The organism is Thioclava sp. IC9, from assembly GCF_002213225.1.
GTDB lineage: Bacteria > Pseudomonadota > Alphaproteobacteria > Rhodobacterales > Rhodobacteraceae > Thioclava > Thioclava nitratireducens.
On the sequence record NZ_NBNX01000004.1, the window covers coordinates 306,414 to 323,556 of the forward strand.

General features: G+C 63.9%; 18 protein-coding genes and 1 tRNA gene. 13 read left to right on the plus strand and 6 right to left on the minus strand.

Annotated features, from left to right (window positions below):
- Position 1: 1 nt before the first annotated feature.
- On the minus strand, positions 2-994 hold the full coding sequence (locus B6V76_RS12915; RefSeq protein WP_141104922.1) for a TIGR04255 family protein: 993 nt from the start codon (positions 992-994) through the stop codon (positions 2-4).
- Between the two features lie 39 nt (positions 995-1,033).
- Positions 1,034-1,109 (minus strand) — tRNA-Lys (locus tag B6V76_RS12920).
- Between the two features lie 106 nt (positions 1,110-1,215).
- Between B6V76_RS12920 and dapF the strand changes: the two genes are divergently transcribed.
- The 7 genes from dapF to B6V76_RS12955 all read left to right on the plus strand — a co-directional run bounded on the left by dapF (position 1,216) and on the right by B6V76_RS12955 (position 8,012).
- Positions 1,216-2,052 carry a diaminopimelate epimerase gene (gene dapF / locus B6V76_RS12925; RefSeq protein ID WP_088727636.1) on the plus strand — a complete coding sequence of 279 codons (837 nt, stop codon included), beginning with the start codon at positions 1,216-1,218 and terminating at the stop codon, positions 2,050-2,052.
- Positions 2,049-3,311, plus strand: coding sequence for a tRNA (N(6)-L-threonylcarbamoyladenosine(37)-C(2))-methylthiotransferase MtaB (mtaB, locus tag B6V76_RS12930; RefSeq protein WP_088727637.1), 1,263 nt, complete (start codon positions 2,049-2,051; stop codon positions 3,309-3,311). Before dapF ends, mtaB begins: the two co-directional genes overlap by 4 nt.
- 42 nt (positions 3,312-3,353) lie before the next feature.
- Entirely contained in the window at positions 3,354-3,776 is a 423-nt protein-coding gene (gene arfB / locus B6V76_RS12935) for an alternative ribosome rescue aminoacyl-tRNA hydrolase ArfB (protein WP_075775325.1), read from the plus strand.
- Positions 3,766-5,028, plus strand: coding sequence for an aminotransferase class III-fold pyridoxal phosphate-dependent enzyme (locus B6V76_RS12940; protein WP_088727638.1), 1,263 nt, complete (start codon positions 3,766-3,768; stop codon positions 5,026-5,028). Before arfB ends, B6V76_RS12940 begins: the two co-directional genes overlap by 11 nt.
- Complete coding sequence (locus tag B6V76_RS12945; protein WP_088727639.1) at positions 5,025-6,002, plus strand: phosphotransferase; 978 nt, start codon at positions 5,025-5,027, stop codon at positions 6,000-6,002. The genes B6V76_RS12940 and B6V76_RS12945 overlap by 4 nt, the downstream gene beginning before the upstream one ends.
- Complete coding sequence (locus B6V76_RS12950; protein WP_088719854.1) at positions 5,999-6,442, plus strand: NUDIX hydrolase; 444 nt, start codon at positions 5,999-6,001, stop codon at positions 6,440-6,442. Before B6V76_RS12945 ends, B6V76_RS12950 begins: the two co-directional genes overlap by 4 nt.
- An 88-nt stretch (positions 6,443-6,530) precedes the next feature.
- The gene (locus B6V76_RS12955; RefSeq protein WP_240497859.1) at positions 6,531-8,012 is read left to right on the plus strand and encodes an inorganic phosphate transporter; all 1,482 of its coding nucleotides are present in this window, start codon (positions 6,531-6,533) and stop codon (positions 8,010-8,012) included.
- A 4-nt stretch (positions 8,013-8,016) separates the two neighbouring features.
- On the opposite strand, the gene pncB is transcribed toward B6V76_RS12955, so the two are convergent.
- Positions 8,017-9,324 carry a nicotinate phosphoribosyltransferase gene (pncB, locus tag B6V76_RS12960; RefSeq protein ID WP_088723143.1) on the minus strand — a complete coding sequence of 436 codons (1,308 nt, stop codon included), beginning with the start codon at positions 9,322-9,324 and terminating at the stop codon, positions 8,017-8,019.
- 3 nt (positions 9,325-9,327) lie between these two features.
- Positions 9,328-9,927, minus strand: coding sequence for a bifunctional nicotinamidase/pyrazinamidase (gene pncA / locus B6V76_RS12965; RefSeq protein WP_088727640.1), 600 nt, complete (start codon positions 9,925-9,927; stop codon positions 9,328-9,330).
- A gap of 98 nt (positions 9,928-10,025) precedes the next feature.
- Between pncA and B6V76_RS12970 the strand changes: the two genes are divergently transcribed.
- A complete protein-coding gene (locus B6V76_RS12970; RefSeq protein ID WP_088727641.1) occupies positions 10,026-10,931 on the plus strand; it encodes a rhodanese-related sulfurtransferase in 906 nt (301 codons plus the stop codon).
- Here the strand turns inward: B6V76_RS12970 and B6V76_RS19965 are convergent.
- On the minus strand, positions 10,928-11,092 hold the full coding sequence (locus B6V76_RS19965; RefSeq protein WP_157771528.1) for a hypothetical protein: 165 nt from the start codon (positions 11,090-11,092) through the stop codon (positions 10,928-10,930). The two genes, B6V76_RS12970 and B6V76_RS19965, sit on opposite strands and share 4 nt — an antisense overlap.
- A 155-nt stretch (positions 11,093-11,247) precedes the next feature.
- Between B6V76_RS19965 and mbfA the strand changes: the two genes are divergently transcribed.
- The 5 genes from mbfA to B6V76_RS12995 all read left to right on the plus strand — a co-directional run bounded on the left by mbfA (position 11,248) and on the right by B6V76_RS12995 (position 15,176).
- Positions 11,248-12,225, plus strand: a complete 978-nt coding sequence (gene mbfA, locus B6V76_RS12975; protein ID WP_075775332.1) for an iron exporter MbfA — start codon at positions 11,248-11,250, stop codon at positions 12,223-12,225.
- A 127-nt stretch (positions 12,226-12,352) separates the two neighbouring features.
- Positions 12,353-13,270 carry an AEC family transporter gene (locus B6V76_RS12980; RefSeq protein WP_088725212.1) on the plus strand — a complete coding sequence of 306 codons (918 nt, stop codon included), beginning with the start codon at positions 12,353-12,355 and terminating at the stop codon, positions 13,268-13,270.
- 10 nt (positions 13,271-13,280) lie between these two features.
- Positions 13,281-14,111, plus strand: a complete 831-nt coding sequence (fghA, locus tag B6V76_RS12985; protein ID WP_088727642.1) for an S-formylglutathione hydrolase — start codon at positions 13,281-13,283, stop codon at positions 14,109-14,111.
- Positions 14,108-14,566 (plus strand): YaiI/YqxD family protein, encoded by a 459-nt coding sequence (locus B6V76_RS12990; RefSeq protein WP_075775335.1) that lies wholly within the window; start codon positions 14,108-14,110, stop codon positions 14,564-14,566. The genes fghA and B6V76_RS12990 overlap by 4 nt, the downstream gene beginning before the upstream one ends.
- Complete coding sequence (locus B6V76_RS12995) at positions 14,559-15,176, plus strand: HAD family phosphatase (RefSeq protein ID WP_088723139.1); 618 nt, start codon at positions 14,559-14,561, stop codon at positions 15,174-15,176. Before B6V76_RS12990 ends, B6V76_RS12995 begins: the two co-directional genes overlap by 8 nt.
- A 42-nt stretch (positions 15,177-15,218) precedes the next feature.
- Here B6V76_RS12995 and dxs read toward each other — a convergent pair whose 3' ends face one another.
- Positions 15,219-17,141: a 1-deoxy-D-xylulose-5-phosphate synthase gene (gene dxs, locus B6V76_RS13000; protein ID WP_088723138.1), complete on the minus strand. Its 1,923-nt coding sequence runs from the start codon at positions 17,139-17,141 to the stop codon at positions 15,219-15,221.
- Positions 17,142-17,143: the final 2 nt, after the last annotated feature.

Below are 17,143 nucleotides of genomic sequence, written 5' to 3' on the forward strand. Positions count from 1 at the left end.
ATCAAATTTTCCTCCCCCAAATCTTATGCATACGATCAGTCGTAACGCTTGTGAAACGGTTCACAATTTTCTTGCGCGCCCAGTCCATAAACTCCATAGCGCTTTCAAGGTTTCGTTCGAGCGGCTTACCGCGCACCATAATGCTTAACTGTATTGCCCGTTCGCCTTTCGGCCCTTGAACGGGTTGAGCCTGCACGGTCATGCGCCCCGCCCAAGTTCCGTTACCCCAGGAGAGCCCGTCACGTATTGAAAATGACGTATCCTCTTTTTGCTTGTCGGGGTCATTCCACTCATCCTCGTTGAGAATAGAAATCGCGCGCTCCGGATTGCAAAGGACGTCTTCTTCATCGGGAAGAGAGATAATGTTTACGTAGGTGACCTCAACCTGGTTCGGAACAACTGCAGCAAGTTCGAGGGCTTCGAGGCTCTTACTCATAGCAGCGAACGCGCCACGGAATTCCTCACGGATAGCCTCATAGCGGGGGTATTGATGGTCGCCGTTCCGCTTTCGCCAGTTCATGATGAATCGGTCACCCTGAAACTGGATCAGTCGAGACTCGTCTTGGCTCAACATCCATAGCCTTGGCAGTTCGAAGGGACGATGCTGAATCGTGAGTGGCCGCGGCTCTCCAAAGACATTGGGAACCTCGAAGGCCGGTGCGAGCGTCGGCTTCTCTTCCAGAATTGGATAGTTTGCCACGAAAGTTTGATGAATCGGCCCATAATGGACGGATTTTAGGCCCTTGATCTGATCAAACTGCAGGCCCAGCACGACCTCAACGAGCGGCGGATCAGTATAGTCGGGTAGTCCGTCTGGCCGTTGCATATGACTGAAAATGTCCTTGGTCGTTTGGCGGAAGTGAATCACAAATCTCGCAGCTTGTGAATCCCCCAGCCGATCGAGCGGTGCTGCTTCGCCGATTTCGCCGGACTGACTATCGGTTAGCGGACAAATTTGTCCCCCATGTGTCCCCCAGAGAACGCCAGAAAGCACAAAGGGCTCAGCCTTTTACGGCTAAGCCCTTGAGAATGATGGTGAGCCGTGCAGGATTCGAACCTGCGACCCACTGATTAAAAGTCAGTTGCTCTACCAACTGAGCTAACGGCCCATCACAGGGCGCGTCTCTACAAACCCCCGCCGGGGGGGTCAAGGCATAAAATTCACAAAAATTGCACATCTGGAAAAAACCTTGGCGCGGGCGTATATCGCGCGCCATGAATACAAAGCGCATACAGAGCGGACTGCCCTTCATGAAGATGCATGGGCTCGGCAATGACTTCGTCGTGATCGACGCCCGCGCGGGCGACGATCCGGTCACGCCTGCGCTCGCGCGTGCGCTCGGTGATCGGCATCGCGGCGTGGGATTCGACCAGCTCGCGGTGATCCGCCCCGCCCAAGGGGCTGATTTCACGCTCGATTTCTGGAACAACGATGGCACGCGGGCGGGTGCATGTGGGAATGCGACCCGCTGCGTGAGCGATTACATGATGCGCCAGCTTGGTCGGGAGAGTGTCACGCTGCTCACCGAACGCGGGCAACTCAGCGCGGTGCGGCGCGAGGACGGGATGGTCTCGGTCAATATGGGCGCGCCGATTCTCGAAGCGGCGCAAATTCCGATTCTGCCCGGCATCAATCCCGCGCATCTGCCGCTGGGCGGCGACCCGATCGCGGTCGGCATGGGCAACCCTCATTGCGTCTTCTTCGTGGACGATGCCGAGGCGGTCGAAGTGGATCGCCAGGGCCCGGTGATCGAGCATGATCCCCTGTTCCCCGAGCGCACCAATGTCGAATTTGCCAGCGTGATCGGCCTCGACCATCTGCGGATGCGCGTCTGGGAGCGCGGCACCGGCATCACGCTCGCCTGCGGCTCGGGCACCTGCGCCACCGCCGTCGCCGCGCATCTGCGTGGCCTCACCGGCAAGCGTGTCCTCGTCGATGTCGATGGCGGCCAGCTGGAGATCGACTGGCGCGACGATGGCGTCTGGATGACCGGCCCCACCGCGCATGTGTTCGATGCGACCCTCACCCAAGATTTTCTGGACGCGATATGAAACCGCCCGTTTTCTCGACTCTCGGCTGCCGTCTCAACGCCTATGAGACGGAGGCGATGAAGGAATTGGCTGCAGGCGCCGGGCTCGAAGGGGCCGTGGTCGTCAATACCTGCGCCGTGACGGCCGAGGCCGTGCGCAAGGCCAAGCAGGAAATCCGCCGTCTCGCGCGCGAGAATCCGGACGTGCCGGTGATCGTGACCGGCTGCGCTGCGCAGACCGAGCCCGACACCTTCGCCGTGATGCCCGAGGTCACCAAGATCATCGGCAATCACGAGAAAATGCAGGCCGACACCTGGGCGCAGCTCGCCCCGCAAGGCCCCGATTTCATCGGCGAGACCGAGCGGGTGATGGTCGACGACATCATGTCGGTGAAGGAGACCGCCGGTCACCTGATCGATGGGTTCGGCCGCCATCGCGCTTATGTGCAGGTGCAAAACGGCTGCGATCACCGCTGCACCTTCTGCATCATCCCCTTCGGACGCGGCAATTCGCGCTCCGTCCCGGCGGGCGTCGTGGTCGAGCAGATCAAGCGCCTCGTGGATCGCGGCTTCAACGAGGTCGTCCTCACCGGGGTCGATCTGACTTCCTGGGGCGCGGACCTGCCGGGCGAGCCGCGTCTGGGCGATCTGGTTATGCGAATCCTGCGCCTCGTGCCGGACCTGCCGCGCCTGCGCATCTCCTCCATCGACTCGATCGAGGCGGATGAGAACCTGATGCTGGCGATCGCGAGTGAGCCGCGTCTGATGCCGCATCTGCATCTCAGCCTTCAGGCGGGCGACGACATGATCCTCAAGCGGATGAAGCGCCGCCACCTGCGCGACGACGCCATCGCCTTTACCGAGGAAGCGCGCAAGCTGCGCCCCGGGATCGTCTTCGGCGCGGATATTATCGCGGGTTTCCCGACCGAGACCGAGGAGATGTTCGAAAACTCCCTGCGGCTCGTCGACGATTGCGGGCTGACCTTCCTGCATGTCTTCCCCTATTCCGCGCGCAAGGGCACTCCCGCCGCGCGGATGCCTGCCGTGAAAGGCCCCATCGTCAAGGAGCGCGCGGCCCGGCTGCGCGCGAAGGGCGACGCCGCGCTGGCCGCCCATCTCGACGCGCAGGTCGGCACCGAACAGCGCGTGCTGACCGAGACCCCGCGCGTCGCGCGCACCGAAGGCTTTGCCGAGGTGACGTTCGAGGCGGACCAGCCCGAAGGCACGCTGATGAGCGTGCGCATCACTGGCCATGACGGGGCGCGGTTGCTGGCGGGCTGAAGGGGGCTTTCGTTTTTCGCAGCGTGAGCTAGCTTGTGGCCCATGCTGCGGATCAACGATCAGATAACCATCGAGGATTGGGAAATCACCGAAACCTTCACCCGGGCGCAAGGTCCAGGGGGGCAGAATGTGAACAAGGTCTCGACCGCGGTGGAGCTGCGCTTCGAGGCCGAACGCTCGCCGCATCTGCCGCAACCGGTGAAGAACCGCCTGCGCCGGATCGCGGGGCGCAGATGGACCAGCGACGGCGCGCTTTTGCTGCTGGTGCAGGACACGCGCAGTCAGGCGCGCAACCGCGAGATCGCGCGCGACCGCCTCGCCGAGATGATCCGAAAGGCCTGCGAAAAGCCCAAGAAACGCATCCCGACCCGGCCCACGCTCGGCTCGAAGAAGCGGCGGCTGAAGGCGAAGGCGATTCACGGCGAGAAGAAAGCGCTGCGCGGGAAGGTCTCGGATGGGGAGTGATCTGCTGGACCGGCGCGAAAGGCTTTTAGGGCCGAACGTGCCGACCTTCTACGACCGCCCGGTGGAGATCGTGCGGGGAGAGGGCGCTTCGCTTTTCGACGCCGACGGCCAGCGCTACCTCGACGCCTATAACAACGTCGCCCATTGCGGCCATTGCCATCCGCGCATCGTGAAGGCGATCTGCGAACAGGCTGCGACGCTCAACACCCACACGCGCTATCTGCATGAGGGCATTCTAAATTATGCCGAGGCGTTGCTGGGCAAGTTCGCCTTCGACGGTCAGCTTCTCATGACCTGCACCGGGTCCGAGGCCAATGACGTCGCTTTGCGCATGGCGCAGGCGGTGACCGGCAAGCGCGGCTTCATCGCGACCGACAACACCTATCACGGCAACACCACCGCCGTGGCGCATCTCTCGACCCGCCGCCCGCCGATCGGGGGCTGGCCCGACCATATCCGCCGGGTGCCGGCGCCCGACAGTCTCGCCCCCTTGGGCGGATCGCTCGAGGCGCAGTCCGAAGCCTTTGCGGCCAACGTCGCGCAGGCGATTGCCGAGCTGGAAGAGAGCGGCCACGGCTTCGCGGGGCTCATGCTCTGCCCGATCTTCGCCAATGAGGGGATGCCCGGCATCGCGCCCGGTTTCCTAGACCCGACCGTCGAGGCGATCCGCCGCGCGGGCGGGCTGATCCTGTGTGACGAGGTGCAGCCGGGTTTCGGCCGGATCGGCTCGCATTTCTGGGGGCACGAATGGCTGGGCGTCACGCCTGACGTGGTCACGATGGGCAAGCCGATGGGCAATGGGCACCCGGTCGCGGGCCTTGTTGCGACGCCCGAGGTGATGGGCGCCTTCCGCGAGGCTTTCGGCTATTTCAATACGTTCGGCGGGAATCCCGTTTCGGTCGCAGCCGCAATGGAGACGTTGCGGGTGATCGAGGACGAAGGCTTGCAGGAGAACGCGGCACAGGTCGGCGACTACCTTCTGCAAGGGCTGCGCGACCTGTCCCATCCGCTGATCGCCGACACGCGGGGCCTTGGCCTGTTCCTCGGGATCGAACTGGCGCAGGACGGCAAGCCCGCCAGCGAAGCCGCGGGCCGGATCGTCGAAGCGATGCGCGAGCGCCATGTCTTGATGGGCCGCGTGGGCCGGGCACAACACATTATCAAGATCCGCCCGCCGATGGTCTTCAATCGCAGCGATGCCGATGAAATGCTGGAGAAGCTTTCGCAGAGTTTCGAGGAGCTTCCTGCATGATCTCGGACGAGACCGCACGGGCGATGGCGGAGTCTGCCCTCGCTTCATGGGGAGGTGCGCCCGAGCCGCCGCGACTGGTGAAGAACCGCGAGAATATCGTCTTCGAGGCGTATCTGAAGGATGGTCGCCATGTCGCGTTGCGTTTGCACCGGCCCGGTTATCAGGGCCGCGAAGGGGTCGAGGCCGAGTTGCGCTGGTGCGAAAGTCTCGCCGATCAGGGGATGCCGGTGCCGCGCCCGGTGCGCACGAGCGAGGGCGCTCTGACAGGGCTCGTGGAGGACCGCGTCACCTCTTGCGTGGGTTGGCTGGATGGGACGCCGATCGGCGCGGGCGATCAGCCCCTCGCCGGGACGCCAGAAGCAGTGCGCGCCGAGGCCCAGGCGCTGGGTCGCCTCATCGCGCAGCTTCACATCAGCAGCGATGCCGCCCCGCCCGACGGGTTCGACCGGAACCCGTGGGATGGCGAGGGGTTTCTGGGGGAGCGTCCGCTTTGGGGTCGTTTCTGGGAACATCCTCAGCTTTCGGAAGTTGAGGCCACAACGCTGTCCTCGGGCCGCGACCTTGCGCGTGTGCTTTTGGCACAGGCACAGGACTATGGTCCGATCCACGCCGATTGCCTGCGTGAGAACGTGTTGTCGACGCCGGACGGGCTCGCCCTGATCGACTTCGACGATTGCGGGCCGGGCTACCGGCTCTACGACCTCGCGACGGCGCTGGTGCAGGGCTGGGGCGACCCGCTTTGGGGCGAACAGGCGGCTGGGCTCGTCGAGGGCTATCGCAGCCTGCGACCGCTTCCGCCCGATCAGGAGGCACTCCTGCCGCTTTTCGTGGCGCTGAGGGCCTTCGCCTCCGCTGGCTGGATTGTGACCCGGGCCCTGCCTTCCGATCCGCGCCAAAAACTATATGTAGAACGTGCGCTTGATCTCGCACAGCATTTGGAGAATCGTACGCCGCCATGGGAGACCAGTCGATGAAATGGGCGAAATCCGTCGCCAAGGGCCTGCTGGGCTATCGTCCCGCCTCTTTGCAGGTGGGCGCGCTCTGTCTGCGCATCCGTGACGGAAAGACCCAGGTTCTGCTGATCACCTCCCGCGATACCGGGCGCTGGGTCATCCCCAAAGGCTGGCCGATGCGGGGACGCTCGCTGTCCGGCGCAGCCAAGCAGGAGGCGTGGGAAGAGGCCGGAGTCGTCGGCAAGATCGACAAGGAGCCCGCCGGGGCATTCCGTTATGACAAGATCCTCGATAGCGGCTTGGCGACGCCCACCGATGTCGTCGTCTTCCCGCTGCGGGTGGAGACCCTGATGAAGTCCTATCCCGAGGAACATCAGCGCAAGCGCAAATGGTTCGCGCCGAAGGAGGCCGCGAAGCTTGTGGCGGAAGAGGGGCTGCAAAAAATTCTGCGCAAGCTCTGAGCGCCGAAACGGGCCTGACGCCTTGTCACAGCGGGTCAAACCCGTTACCCCGCGCGGGTTCTGACAATTAGATGACAGGTTCGTGACGGTGGCCAATCAAGACAACGAGTCCCGCGTCAATCAGTGGAAAACGCTCGACAAGGATCTCAAGCGGATCGGTCGTGTCGAAAGCGCCGCGCAATTCGTGGCGCGCGGCATGGTTGCGCCGGGAGTCGCGCTGGCCTTCATCGTGCTCGCCGGACTGGTGGCGGCCGTGCTGGTGGGAGGTCAGCCTGGCCAGCTGGTGGTGATCTTCGCTGCCGCGATCGGGGCCTATATGGCGCTCAACATCGGCGCCAATGACGTGGCCAACAACATGGGCCCCGCCGTGGGCTCACGCGCGATGACGCTGATCGGGGCGCTGATCGTCGCCGCCATCTTCGAAAGCTTGGGCGCGCTCGTCGCGGGCGGCGATGTCGTCAAGACCGTCGCGAAAGGCATCATCGAACCCACCGTCTTGCCCGATTCCGGGCATTTCGTCTGGGCGATGATGGCGGCGCTTCTGGCGGCGGCTTTGTGGCTGAACCTCGCGACATGGCTGGGCGCGCCGGTCTCGACCACGCACTCCATCGTCGGCGGCGTCGTCGGCGCGGGCGTCGTGGCCGCGGGCTTCGGCGCGGTCGACTGGGCGTCGATGGGGATGATCGCGGCAAGCTGGGTGATCTCGCCGATCCTCGGCGGGGTGATCGCGGCGGCCTTCCTCGCACTTATCAAGTCCAAGGTGATCTATGTCGACGACAAGATCGCGGCCGCCCGGCGATGGGTGCCGATCCTGATCGGGATCATGGCGGGGGCCTTCGCTGCCTATCTCGCGCTCAAGGGCCTGAAGCACCTGTTCAAGATCACGATCGTCGAGGCCGTCCTGATCGGGCTCGTCGTCGGTCTTGTGGGCTGGCTGATCACGATCCCGATGATCCGCCGCCAATCCGAGGGAATGGAGAATCGCAAGAAGTCCCTCAAGACGCTGTTCGGCCTGCCGCTCGTCGTCTCTGCTGCGCTGCTGAGCTTCGCCCATGGTGCGAATGACGTCGCCAATGCGGTGGGTCCGCTCGCCGCCATCGTGCACACGGTGGAGCAGGGCGATATCGCGGCGCAGGTCGACATCCCGTTCTGGGTGATGGCCGTGGGTGCGCTTGGCATCTCTTTCGGTCTGTTGCTGTTCGGGCCCAAGCTGATCCGCCTCGTCGGCAACGAGATCACCAAGCTCAACCCGATGCGCGCCTATTGCGTGGCGCTGTCGGCGGCAATCACGGTGATCGTGGCGTCCTGGCTGGGTCTGCCGGTCTCCTCGACGCATATCGCGGTCGGCGGCATCTTCGGCGTGGGTTTCTACCGCGAGTGGCACGCCGAGAAACGCGCGCGTGAGCTGGGCACCCGCAAGGGCAAACCCGTCCCGCCGGAAGAGCGCAAACGCCGCCTACTGGTGCGCCGCTCGCATATGATGACTGTTGCCACGGCGTGGATCGTGACCGTCCCGGCCTCGGCCGCGCTCTCGGCGGTGTTCTACCTGATCCTCAACGCGATGACCTGATCGCTCAGACCATGACCTTCATCGCCTGCTGCTGGCCGACGTCGAAGACGCGCTTGTAGCGGGCGATTTCCGCCTCCGGCCCCATCGCCTTTTCGGGATTGTCCGACAGTTTCACCGTCGGACGCCCATCGGCTTCGACCGCTTTGCAGACGAGGCTGAACGGCGCAAGCGCGTCATGCGGCACCAGCCCGCGGAAGTCGTTCGTCAGCAGCGTGCCCCAGCCGAAACTGACCTTCACGCGCCCGGCGAACTGCGCGTGCAACTCGCGAATCTTGTCGACGGTCAGCCCGTCCGAGAAGATCACCAGCTTTTGGCGCGGGTCCTCGCCGCGTGCCTTCCACCAGTCGATCGCGATATCCGCGCCGGTCGCCGGATCGCCCGAATCGATGCGAATACCGGTCCAGCCCGCCAGCCAATCCGGTGCGTGATCGAGGAAACCCTTCGTGCCGTAGGTGTCGGGCAGGATGATACGCAGGTTGCCGTCATGCTCCTCATGCCAATCGGCCAGCACCTTGTAGGGCGCCTTTGCCAGCTCCGCATCGCTATTGGTCAGCGCCGCATAGACCATCGGCATCTCATGCGCGTTGGTGCCCACGGCCTCGATGTCGCGCCGCATCGCGATCAGGCAGTTCGAAGTGCCGGTGAACGCGCCCCCTTCGGAGATGTCACCAAGCCCTTCGAGCATCGCCTGCACGCACCAGTCCTGCCACAGGAAGCTGTGCCGTCGCCGTGTGCCGAAATCCGCGATCCGCAGGTGATCCAACTCGCGCAGCGCCTCGATCTTCTCCCAGACCTTCGTCATCGCGCGGGCATAAAGCACCTGCAACTCGAACCGCCCCATCGTGTTCAGCACTGCCCGGCCGCGCAGCTCCATCAGGATCGCGAGCGCCGGAATCTCCCAGAGCATGACCTCGTGCCACTTGCCCTCGAAGGTCAGCTCATATTGCCCGTCGCGCTTTTCCAGGTGGTAGGGCGGCAGTTGATAGCCCTCGAACCATTCCATGAAATCCGAGCGGAACATCTGCCGCTTGCCGTAGAACGTGTTGCCGCGCAGCCAGGTGCTCTCCCCGCGCGACAGTTTCAACGAGCGTGCATAATCGAGTTGCTCGCGCAGTTCCGCCTCGTCGATCAACTCCGCCAGCCGGATCGACTTGCTGCGATTGATCAGGCTGAACTTGACCCGCGTCTCCGGCTTGTTGCGAAAAATCGACTGACACATCAACAGCTTGTAGAAATCGGTGTCGATCAGAGACCGCACGATCGGGTCGATCTTCCACTTGTGGTTATAGACGCGGCTCGCGATGTCGACCATGGATCAGGCCTCCAGCTTCACACCGGCAGAGCGCATCTCGCTATGCGCCTCCTGCAGCGAGCCGTCGAGGTCGATCGCCCGGCAGGCGCCTTCGATCACGGTCGCGCGGAAGCCCAGCTTCGCCGCATCCAGCGCCGACCACGCGACGCAGAAATCTGTGGCGAGCCCCACGAAGGTCAGATCCTCGACACCCCGGTCGCGCAGATAGCCTGCAAGCCCGGTCGGCGTCTTGTGGTCGTTCTCGAAGAAAGCCGAATAGCTGTCGACGCCGCGCCGGAATCCCTTGCGGATGATCAGCTGCGCCCGGTCCACGGCGAGATCGGGGTGGAACTCCGCCCCTTTGCTGCCTTGGACGCAATGGTCCGGCCAGAGGGTCTGCAGCCCATACTCCATGTGGATCTGCGTGAAGGGCGCGCCGCCTTCGTGCTGGCTCGCGAAAGAGGAGTGATCCGCCGGGTGCCAATCCTGCGTCAGCACCACGGTGTCGAACTCGGTCATCAGCGTGTTCACGCGCGGAAGGATCTCGTCGCCCCCCGCTACCGCCAGCGCGCCGCCGGGGCAGAAATCGTTTTGCACGTCGATCACGATCAGGGCTTTGGTCATTTTGTCTCTCCCGCAGGGTCTCTCCATGGGTAGGGCGCGGGCCCCACATGGTCAACGGCTCTTGCCTAATGCCCCTGCACGGCGCTAATGCGGGGCCCATGTTCACCGTTGCCGCCCTTTACCATTTTACCCGGTTCGAGTCTCCCGAGGCCTTGAAGGCCCCGCTGGCGAAGCTTGCCTGCGCGCAAGGTGTGAAAGGCTCGCTCCTGCTCGCGCGCGAAGGGATCAACGGCACGATCGCCGGGACCCGTGAAGGGATCGATGCGGTGCTGGCGCATATCCGCGGCTTGCCGGGCTGCGCCGATCTGGAGTGGAAGGAAAGCGCGGCGGCCGAGATGCCTTTCGGCAAGTTGAAGGTGCGGCTCAAGCGCGAGATCGTCACGATGGGCGAGCCCGATATCGATCCCAAAGCCCGCGTCGGCCATTACGTCGAGCCGCAGGACTGGAACGCGCTGATCTCCTCGCCCGACACGGTGGTGATCGATACGCGCAACGATTACGAGATCGAGATCGGCACTTTCGAGGGGGCCATCGACCCCGGCACGAAGAGCTTCCGCGAATTTCCGCAATGGTGGCGCGACAATGCGCATCGCTTCCATAACAAGCGCGTCGCGATGTTCTGCACCGGCGGTATCCGCTGCGAGAAATCGACGAATTTCCTGCTCTCGGAAGGGGTGCCCGAGGTCTATCACCTCAAGGGCGGCATCCTGAAATATCTCGAAGACATGCCCGAAGACGGCTCGCTCTGGCAGGGCGACTGCTTCGTCTTCGATCAGCGCGTGAGCCTGCGCCACGGGCTGAAACAGGGCGATTACGACAGCTGTCACGCCTGTCGCCGTCCGGTTTCCGCGGAAGACAAACGCCACCCCGATTACGAGGAAGGCGTCTCCTGTCACCGCTGCATCGGCGAGTATTCCGATGCCGATCGCGACCGCTTCCGCGAGCGCGAACGTCAGATGCGCCTCGCCGCCGAGCGGGGCGAAGCGCATCTCGGACGCGATTAATTATCCGCGCAGACCTGCGTCAGATCGTTGCAGCCTTGCGTGACGGTCGGAGCCCCGGTGGTCGGGAAGTCCAGACGCGGCAGCGAGAAATCCCCGACGCCAGCCGACGCGGCAGTCGCGCCAAACACGGACAGAACAAGGGCGTAAGCGAGACGTTTCATAGCGGTTCTCCATAACTGAACTACTTGGTTCGGAATGCAATATGAACCGTTCGGTTCGGAAATCAAGACCTAATGAACTGAATGGTTCAAAATACTGCCTTGCACTGGAGGCAAAGCCGCCTATTTTAGAACCGTTCTAAAAAAGAGGGCCTCCCATGCTTCCCGGTTTCGCGTCACGCCGCCGTTTCGACGATCTCTCCGAACAGGAAGTGCTTGCGCTCGCGATTTCCTCCGAGGAGGACGACGCGCGCATCTATCGCCAATATGCCGAGCATCTGCGCGATGAGTTTCCGGGCTCCGCGAAGATTTTCGACGAGATGGCGAAAGAGGAAGACGAGCATCGCCGCCTCCTGATCGCCCGGCACACGGAGCGTTTCGGCGAGGTAATCCCGCTGATCCGTCGCGAGCATGTCGCGGGCTTCTACAACCGCAAACCGATCTGGCTGACGAAGAACCTATCACTCGATACGATCCGCGGCGAGGCCGAGGCGATGGAGCGCGAGGCGGGCAAGTTCTATACGCTCGCCGCCCAGCGTAGCTCTGATGCCAGCACGCGCGAGTTGCTGGGCGATCTCGCCGCAGCCGAACTCGGCCACGAGAAGAAGGCCGAAGAGCTGACCGGCACGCATCTGCCCGAGAGCGAGAAGGAAGAAGAAGACCGTCAGGCCCATCGCCAGTTCATCCTGACTTGGGTGCAACCGGGTCTCGCCGGACTGATGGACGGCTCGGTCTCGACCCTCGCGCCGATCTTCGCCACCGCCTTCGCGACCCAAAATCCTTGGACCACCTTCCTCGTGGGCCTCGCGGCCTCGGTCGGCGCGGGCATCTCGATGGGCTTCACCGAAGCCGCTCATGATGACGGCGTGATCTCGGGCCGCGGTTCGCCGATCAAGCGCGGCATCGCCTCGGGCGTGATGACCATGCTGGGTGGCTTGGGCCACGCGCTGCCCTACCTGATCCCCGATTTCTGGACCGCGACCACCATCGCGATCATCGTCGTGTTCATCGAGCTCTGGGCGATCGCGTGGATCCAGAACCGCTTCATGGAAACGCCCTTCCTGCGCGCGGCCTTCCAGGTCGTGCTCGGTGGTGCGCTGGTCTTTGCGGCCGGTGTCTTGATCGGCGGCGGCTGACGCCGACCTGCGATTTGCCTTCGGCTTGGCGAAAATATCCCCGCCGGAGGCATCCCCGCCTTTCCACGGGTACATGGGTCACATTCCGTATCTGGCACTTGCCAAAGGCGCATGCTAGCCCTTGGCCATGCTCGAGATCTTTCTGAAGACCTTGCCCTTTTTCGCCCTGATCGGGCTTGGCTGGTTCGCCGGACAGATCCGCTTTTTCACCGCCGAGGCGACCGCGTGGCTGACGAAGTTCGTCTTCTACTTCGCGCTCTCGGCGATGCTGTTCAAATTCTCCGCCAATCTCGATCTGGACGCGCTCGTCGATCCGCAGTTCATCCTTGCGTATCTGACCGGCTCCGGCGCGGTCTGGCTGATCACTTTCGCCGTCGCCAAGGCGCGCAAACTTCCCACCGCGCTTTCGGCGATGGAGGCGCATACCTCGATGACCGGCAATACCGGCTTCCTCGGCGTGCCGATGCTGGTGGTGCTGCTGGGACCGGCAGCGGTCGGGCCGGTGCTGATGGTGCTGAGCTGCGATCTGATCGTGTTCTCCTCGATCATCACGATCTTCATCACCGCCGCGCGGCACGGGAAGGTCTCTCTCGCGCCGATCGCGCTGGGGCTTGTGAAGAACCCGATGATCGTCTCGATGGTGGCGGGGCTCGCCTGGGCGGGGCTGAAGCTGCCGATGCCGGGTCCGCTTGAGGAATTCATGACGCTTTTGGGCGCCGCCGCCACGCCGGGCGCGCTGTTCGCCATTGGCGCGTCGCTCGCGGGGAAATCGGCGGAGAAACCCGCGCCGGCGGTTTGGCTGTCCTTCGGCAAGCTCTTCCTGCATCCGGCGGCCATCGCGATCACGTCGCTTCTGATCTTCGACGTCGATCCCTTCGCGGCAGGCGTGATGATCGCCGCCGCCGCCCTTCCGGTCGCGGGCAATGTCTATATTCTGGCGCAGCATTTCGGGGTGGCGCCGCAGCGCGTCTCGGCGTCCATCCTCGTCTCGACCGCCGTCTCGATCCTCACGGTTCCGGCGGTCATCCACTGGGTTCACGGCTAAGGAGGCTCTGATGAAAACGATCTCGGAAAACCGCTGTTTCGGAGGCGTCCAAGGCGTCTACTCGCACGCCTCGAAGGTCAACGATTGCGAGATGACCTTTGGGCTGTTCCTGCCGCGCGAGGCCGAGGACGGGCCGGTTCCGGTGCTGTGGTATCTCTCGGGACTGACCTGCACCCATGAGAACGCCATGACCAAGGCAGGCGCACAGGCTTTCGCGGCCGAGCACGGGATTGCGCTCGTTTTCCCCGACACCTCGCCGCGCGGCGAGGGCGTCGCCAACCATGAGGATTACGATCTGGGGCAGGGCGCGGGCTTTTACGTCAACGCGACGCAGGATCCGTGGGCGCCGCATTTCCGGATGTGGGATTACATCGCCGAGGAACTTCCGAACGCCATCGACGCCGCTTTCGAGATCGATCCCGAGCGGCAGGCGATCACCGGCCATTCGATGGGCGGGCATGGCGCGTTGACGCTGGCGATGCACCAGCCCGAGCGCTTCCGGTCCGTCTCGGCCTTCGCGCCGATCGCGAACCCGACGCAAAGCGACTGGGGCCGCAAGCAGTTCAGCGCCTATCTGGGCGAAGACGAGGCGGCTTGGGCGGCGCATGATGCGACGCTTCTGATGCGCGAGCGTGGGTTCGACGGCGAAGTGCTGATCGATCAGGGCGGCTCGGATCAGTTCCTCGATCTCCTGAAGCCCGAGGCGCTGGCCGAGGCGATGGCCGCGCGCCGTCAGCCCGGCACCTTCCGGATTCAGGAAGGTTACGATCACAGCTACTATTTCGTCTCGACCTTCATTCCCGACCACATCGAGTTCCACGCCGAGGCGCTCTGGGCGTGATCTGGGTCGATGCCGATGCCTGCCCGGTGAAGGCCGAGGCCGAGAAGGTCGCGACCCGTCTCGGGATCAAGCTGATGCTGGTCTCCAACGGCGGGCTGCGGCCCTCGCCCAATCCGCTGGTCGAGATGGTCTATGTCGATCAGGGGCCGGACGTGGCCGACATGTATATCGCCGAGCGGGCGACCGTGGGTGATGTGGTGATCACCAATGACATTCCGCTGGCGGCAAAATGCGTCGAGTCCGGCGCGCGCGTCCTGCGCCCCGATGGCGAGGCCCTGACGCCCGCCAATATCGGCAACGTTCTGGCAACGCGGGATTTGATGGCGGATCTGCGCTCTGCCGATCCGTTCCGGCAGGGCGGCGGCAAGCCGTTCTCCAAGGCGGATCGGGCGCGGTTCTCGGATGCGCTCGACCGGGTGGCGCGGGCGGCGGCAAGAGAGGTTAAGAATGGTTGAGGCAGTTATCTTCGACATCGGAAACGTGCTGATCGAATGGCAACCCGAGCGGCATTACGACCGGATCATGCCGCGCGAGACCCGCGAGCAGATGTTCACAGAGGTCGATCTGCACGGCATGAATGACGAGATCGACCGCGGCGCGCCCTTCCGCGAGACGATCTACGCATGGGCCGAGAAATACCCGAGCTGGCGCGATGCGATCCGGCGTTGGCACGACGACTGGATCGAGATGGCCTCGCCGGGTATCCCGCATTCGCAGCGGCTGATGAAAGCCCTGCAGGCCAAGGGGATACCGGTCTTCTCGCTGACGAATTTCGGGATCGAAAGCTACGATTTCGCGGCCACGCATTACCCGTTCCTGCGCGAGTTCGACCGCGATTTCATCTCTGGCCATATGGGCGTCACGAAGCCAGATCCGAAAATCTATCAGATGGTCGAGGACGCGTCGGGGCTGTCCGGCTCGGATCTGATCTTCACCGATGACCGCGCCGACAATATCGCGACGGCGCATACCTTCGGCTGGAAGACGCATCTTTTCGATGGGCCCGAAGGCTGGGCGCGGCGGCTGGTCGAGGAAGGGCTGCTGGAGGAGGCGGAGGCCGCATAAGTTGAACTTATGCAGCCGCCTCGAAAATAAGGAAAACTTATCTCAGGCGCGTTTCGCGACCGCAACGCCCAGAAGTTCGAGCACCTTCGCCTCGATCTGCGGCGCATCCATGCCCGCCGAGTGATACATATCTTCGGGCGAGGCGTGATCGATGAACGTGTCGGGCAGCACCATCGAGCGGAACTTGAATCCGTGATCGAAGACGCCCTGATCCGAGAGGTATTGCGCGACATGGCTGCCGAAGCCGCCCACCGCGCCCTCCTCGATGCAGATCAGCGCCTCGTGCTCCGCCACCAGCCGGTCGATCAGATCGGTGTCGAGCGGTTTCGCGAAACGCGCATCGGCGATGGTCGGCGCAAGGCCGCGGGCTTGCAGCGCTTCGCGGGCTTTCAGAACCTCGGCGAGACGGGTGCCGTAGGACAGGATCGCAACGCGCGCACCCTCCGCGATCATCCGGCCCTTGCCGATCTCCAGCGGCACGCCTTCTTCGGGCATGTCGACGCCCATGCCTTCTCCGCGCGGATAGCGGAAGGCGATCGGGCCGTCGTCATATGCTGCGGCGGTGGCGACCATATGGACCAGCTCCGCCTCGTCGGCGGCGGCCATCACGACCATGCCGGGCAGCGAGGACATGAAGCCCACGTCGAACGAGCCCGCATGGGTCGCACCATCCGCGCCCACCAGACCGGCGCGGTCGATGGCGAAGCGCACGGGAAGGCGCTGGATCGCGACGTCATGGACGATCTGGTCGTAGCCGCGTTGCAGGAAGGTCGAGTAGATCGCGCAGAACGGCTTCATACCGGAGGCCGCGAGACCGGCAGAGAAGGTGACGGCGTGCTGCTCGGCGATGCCCACGTCGAAACAGCGGCGCGGATAGACGCCCGCGAATTGCTTCAGTCCGGTCCCGTCCGGCATGGCGGCGGTGATGCCGACGATCTTCTCGTCTTTCGCCGCTTCCTTGATCAGGCTTTCGGCGAAGACCTTGGTGTAGCTCGGGGCGTTGGAGGGCGATTTCTTCTGCTCGCCGGTGTTGAGGTCGAATTTCGCGGTGGCGTGACCGCCATCGGGGCGGCTCTCGGCGGGGGCATAGCCCTTGCCCTTCTTCGTCAGCGTATGGATCAATACCGGGCCGGTCGCGCGCGCCTTGAGCGTGCGCAGCAGCGGCAGAAGCTGATCGAGATCGTGCCCGTCGACCGGGCCAACATAGGAGAAGCCGAGCTCCTCGAACAGCGTGCCGCCCATCGCGATGCCTTTCAGCATCTCTTTCGCGCGGCGCGCGCCCAGCTGGAACGGCACCGGCAGCAGACCGACCGCGCCCTTGGCGGCGGATTTCAGGTCCTGCAGCGGGGCCTCGGAGTAAAGCCGCGTGAGATAGCTCGACAGCGCGCCGACGGGTGGGGCGATCGACATCTCGTTGTCGTTGAGCACGACGAACATGCGCTTGCCCAGGTGGCCTGCGTGGTTCATCGCCTCGAAAGCCATGCCGCCAGACATCGCGCCGTCACCGATCACGGCAATCGCGTCGCCAGTTTCAGCGCCCAGCTCGCGGCCCATCGTGAAGCCGGTCGCGGCCGAAATCGAGGTGGAGCTATGGCCCGCGCCGAACGGGTCGTAGGGCGACTCGGAGCGCTTGGTGAAGCCCGACAGACCGCCCTTGGTGCGCAGCGTGCGGATGCGGTCGCGGCGCCCGGTCAGGATCTTGTGCGGGTAGCACTGGTGACCGACGTCCCAGACGATCTTGTCGCGCGGCGCGTCGAACACGGCATGCAGCGCGACCGTCAACTCGACCACGCCGAGACCCGCGCCCAGATGGCCGCCGGTTTGCGACACCGCCGAGATCGTTTCGGCGCGCAACTCGTTGGCGAGCGTTTTCAGCTCGGCATCGGAAAGGCCTTTCAGATCGGACGGCAGTCGCACCTTGTCGAGGAGCGGCGTGGCCGTTTGGTCGTTCGGGTTGTCGCTCATTG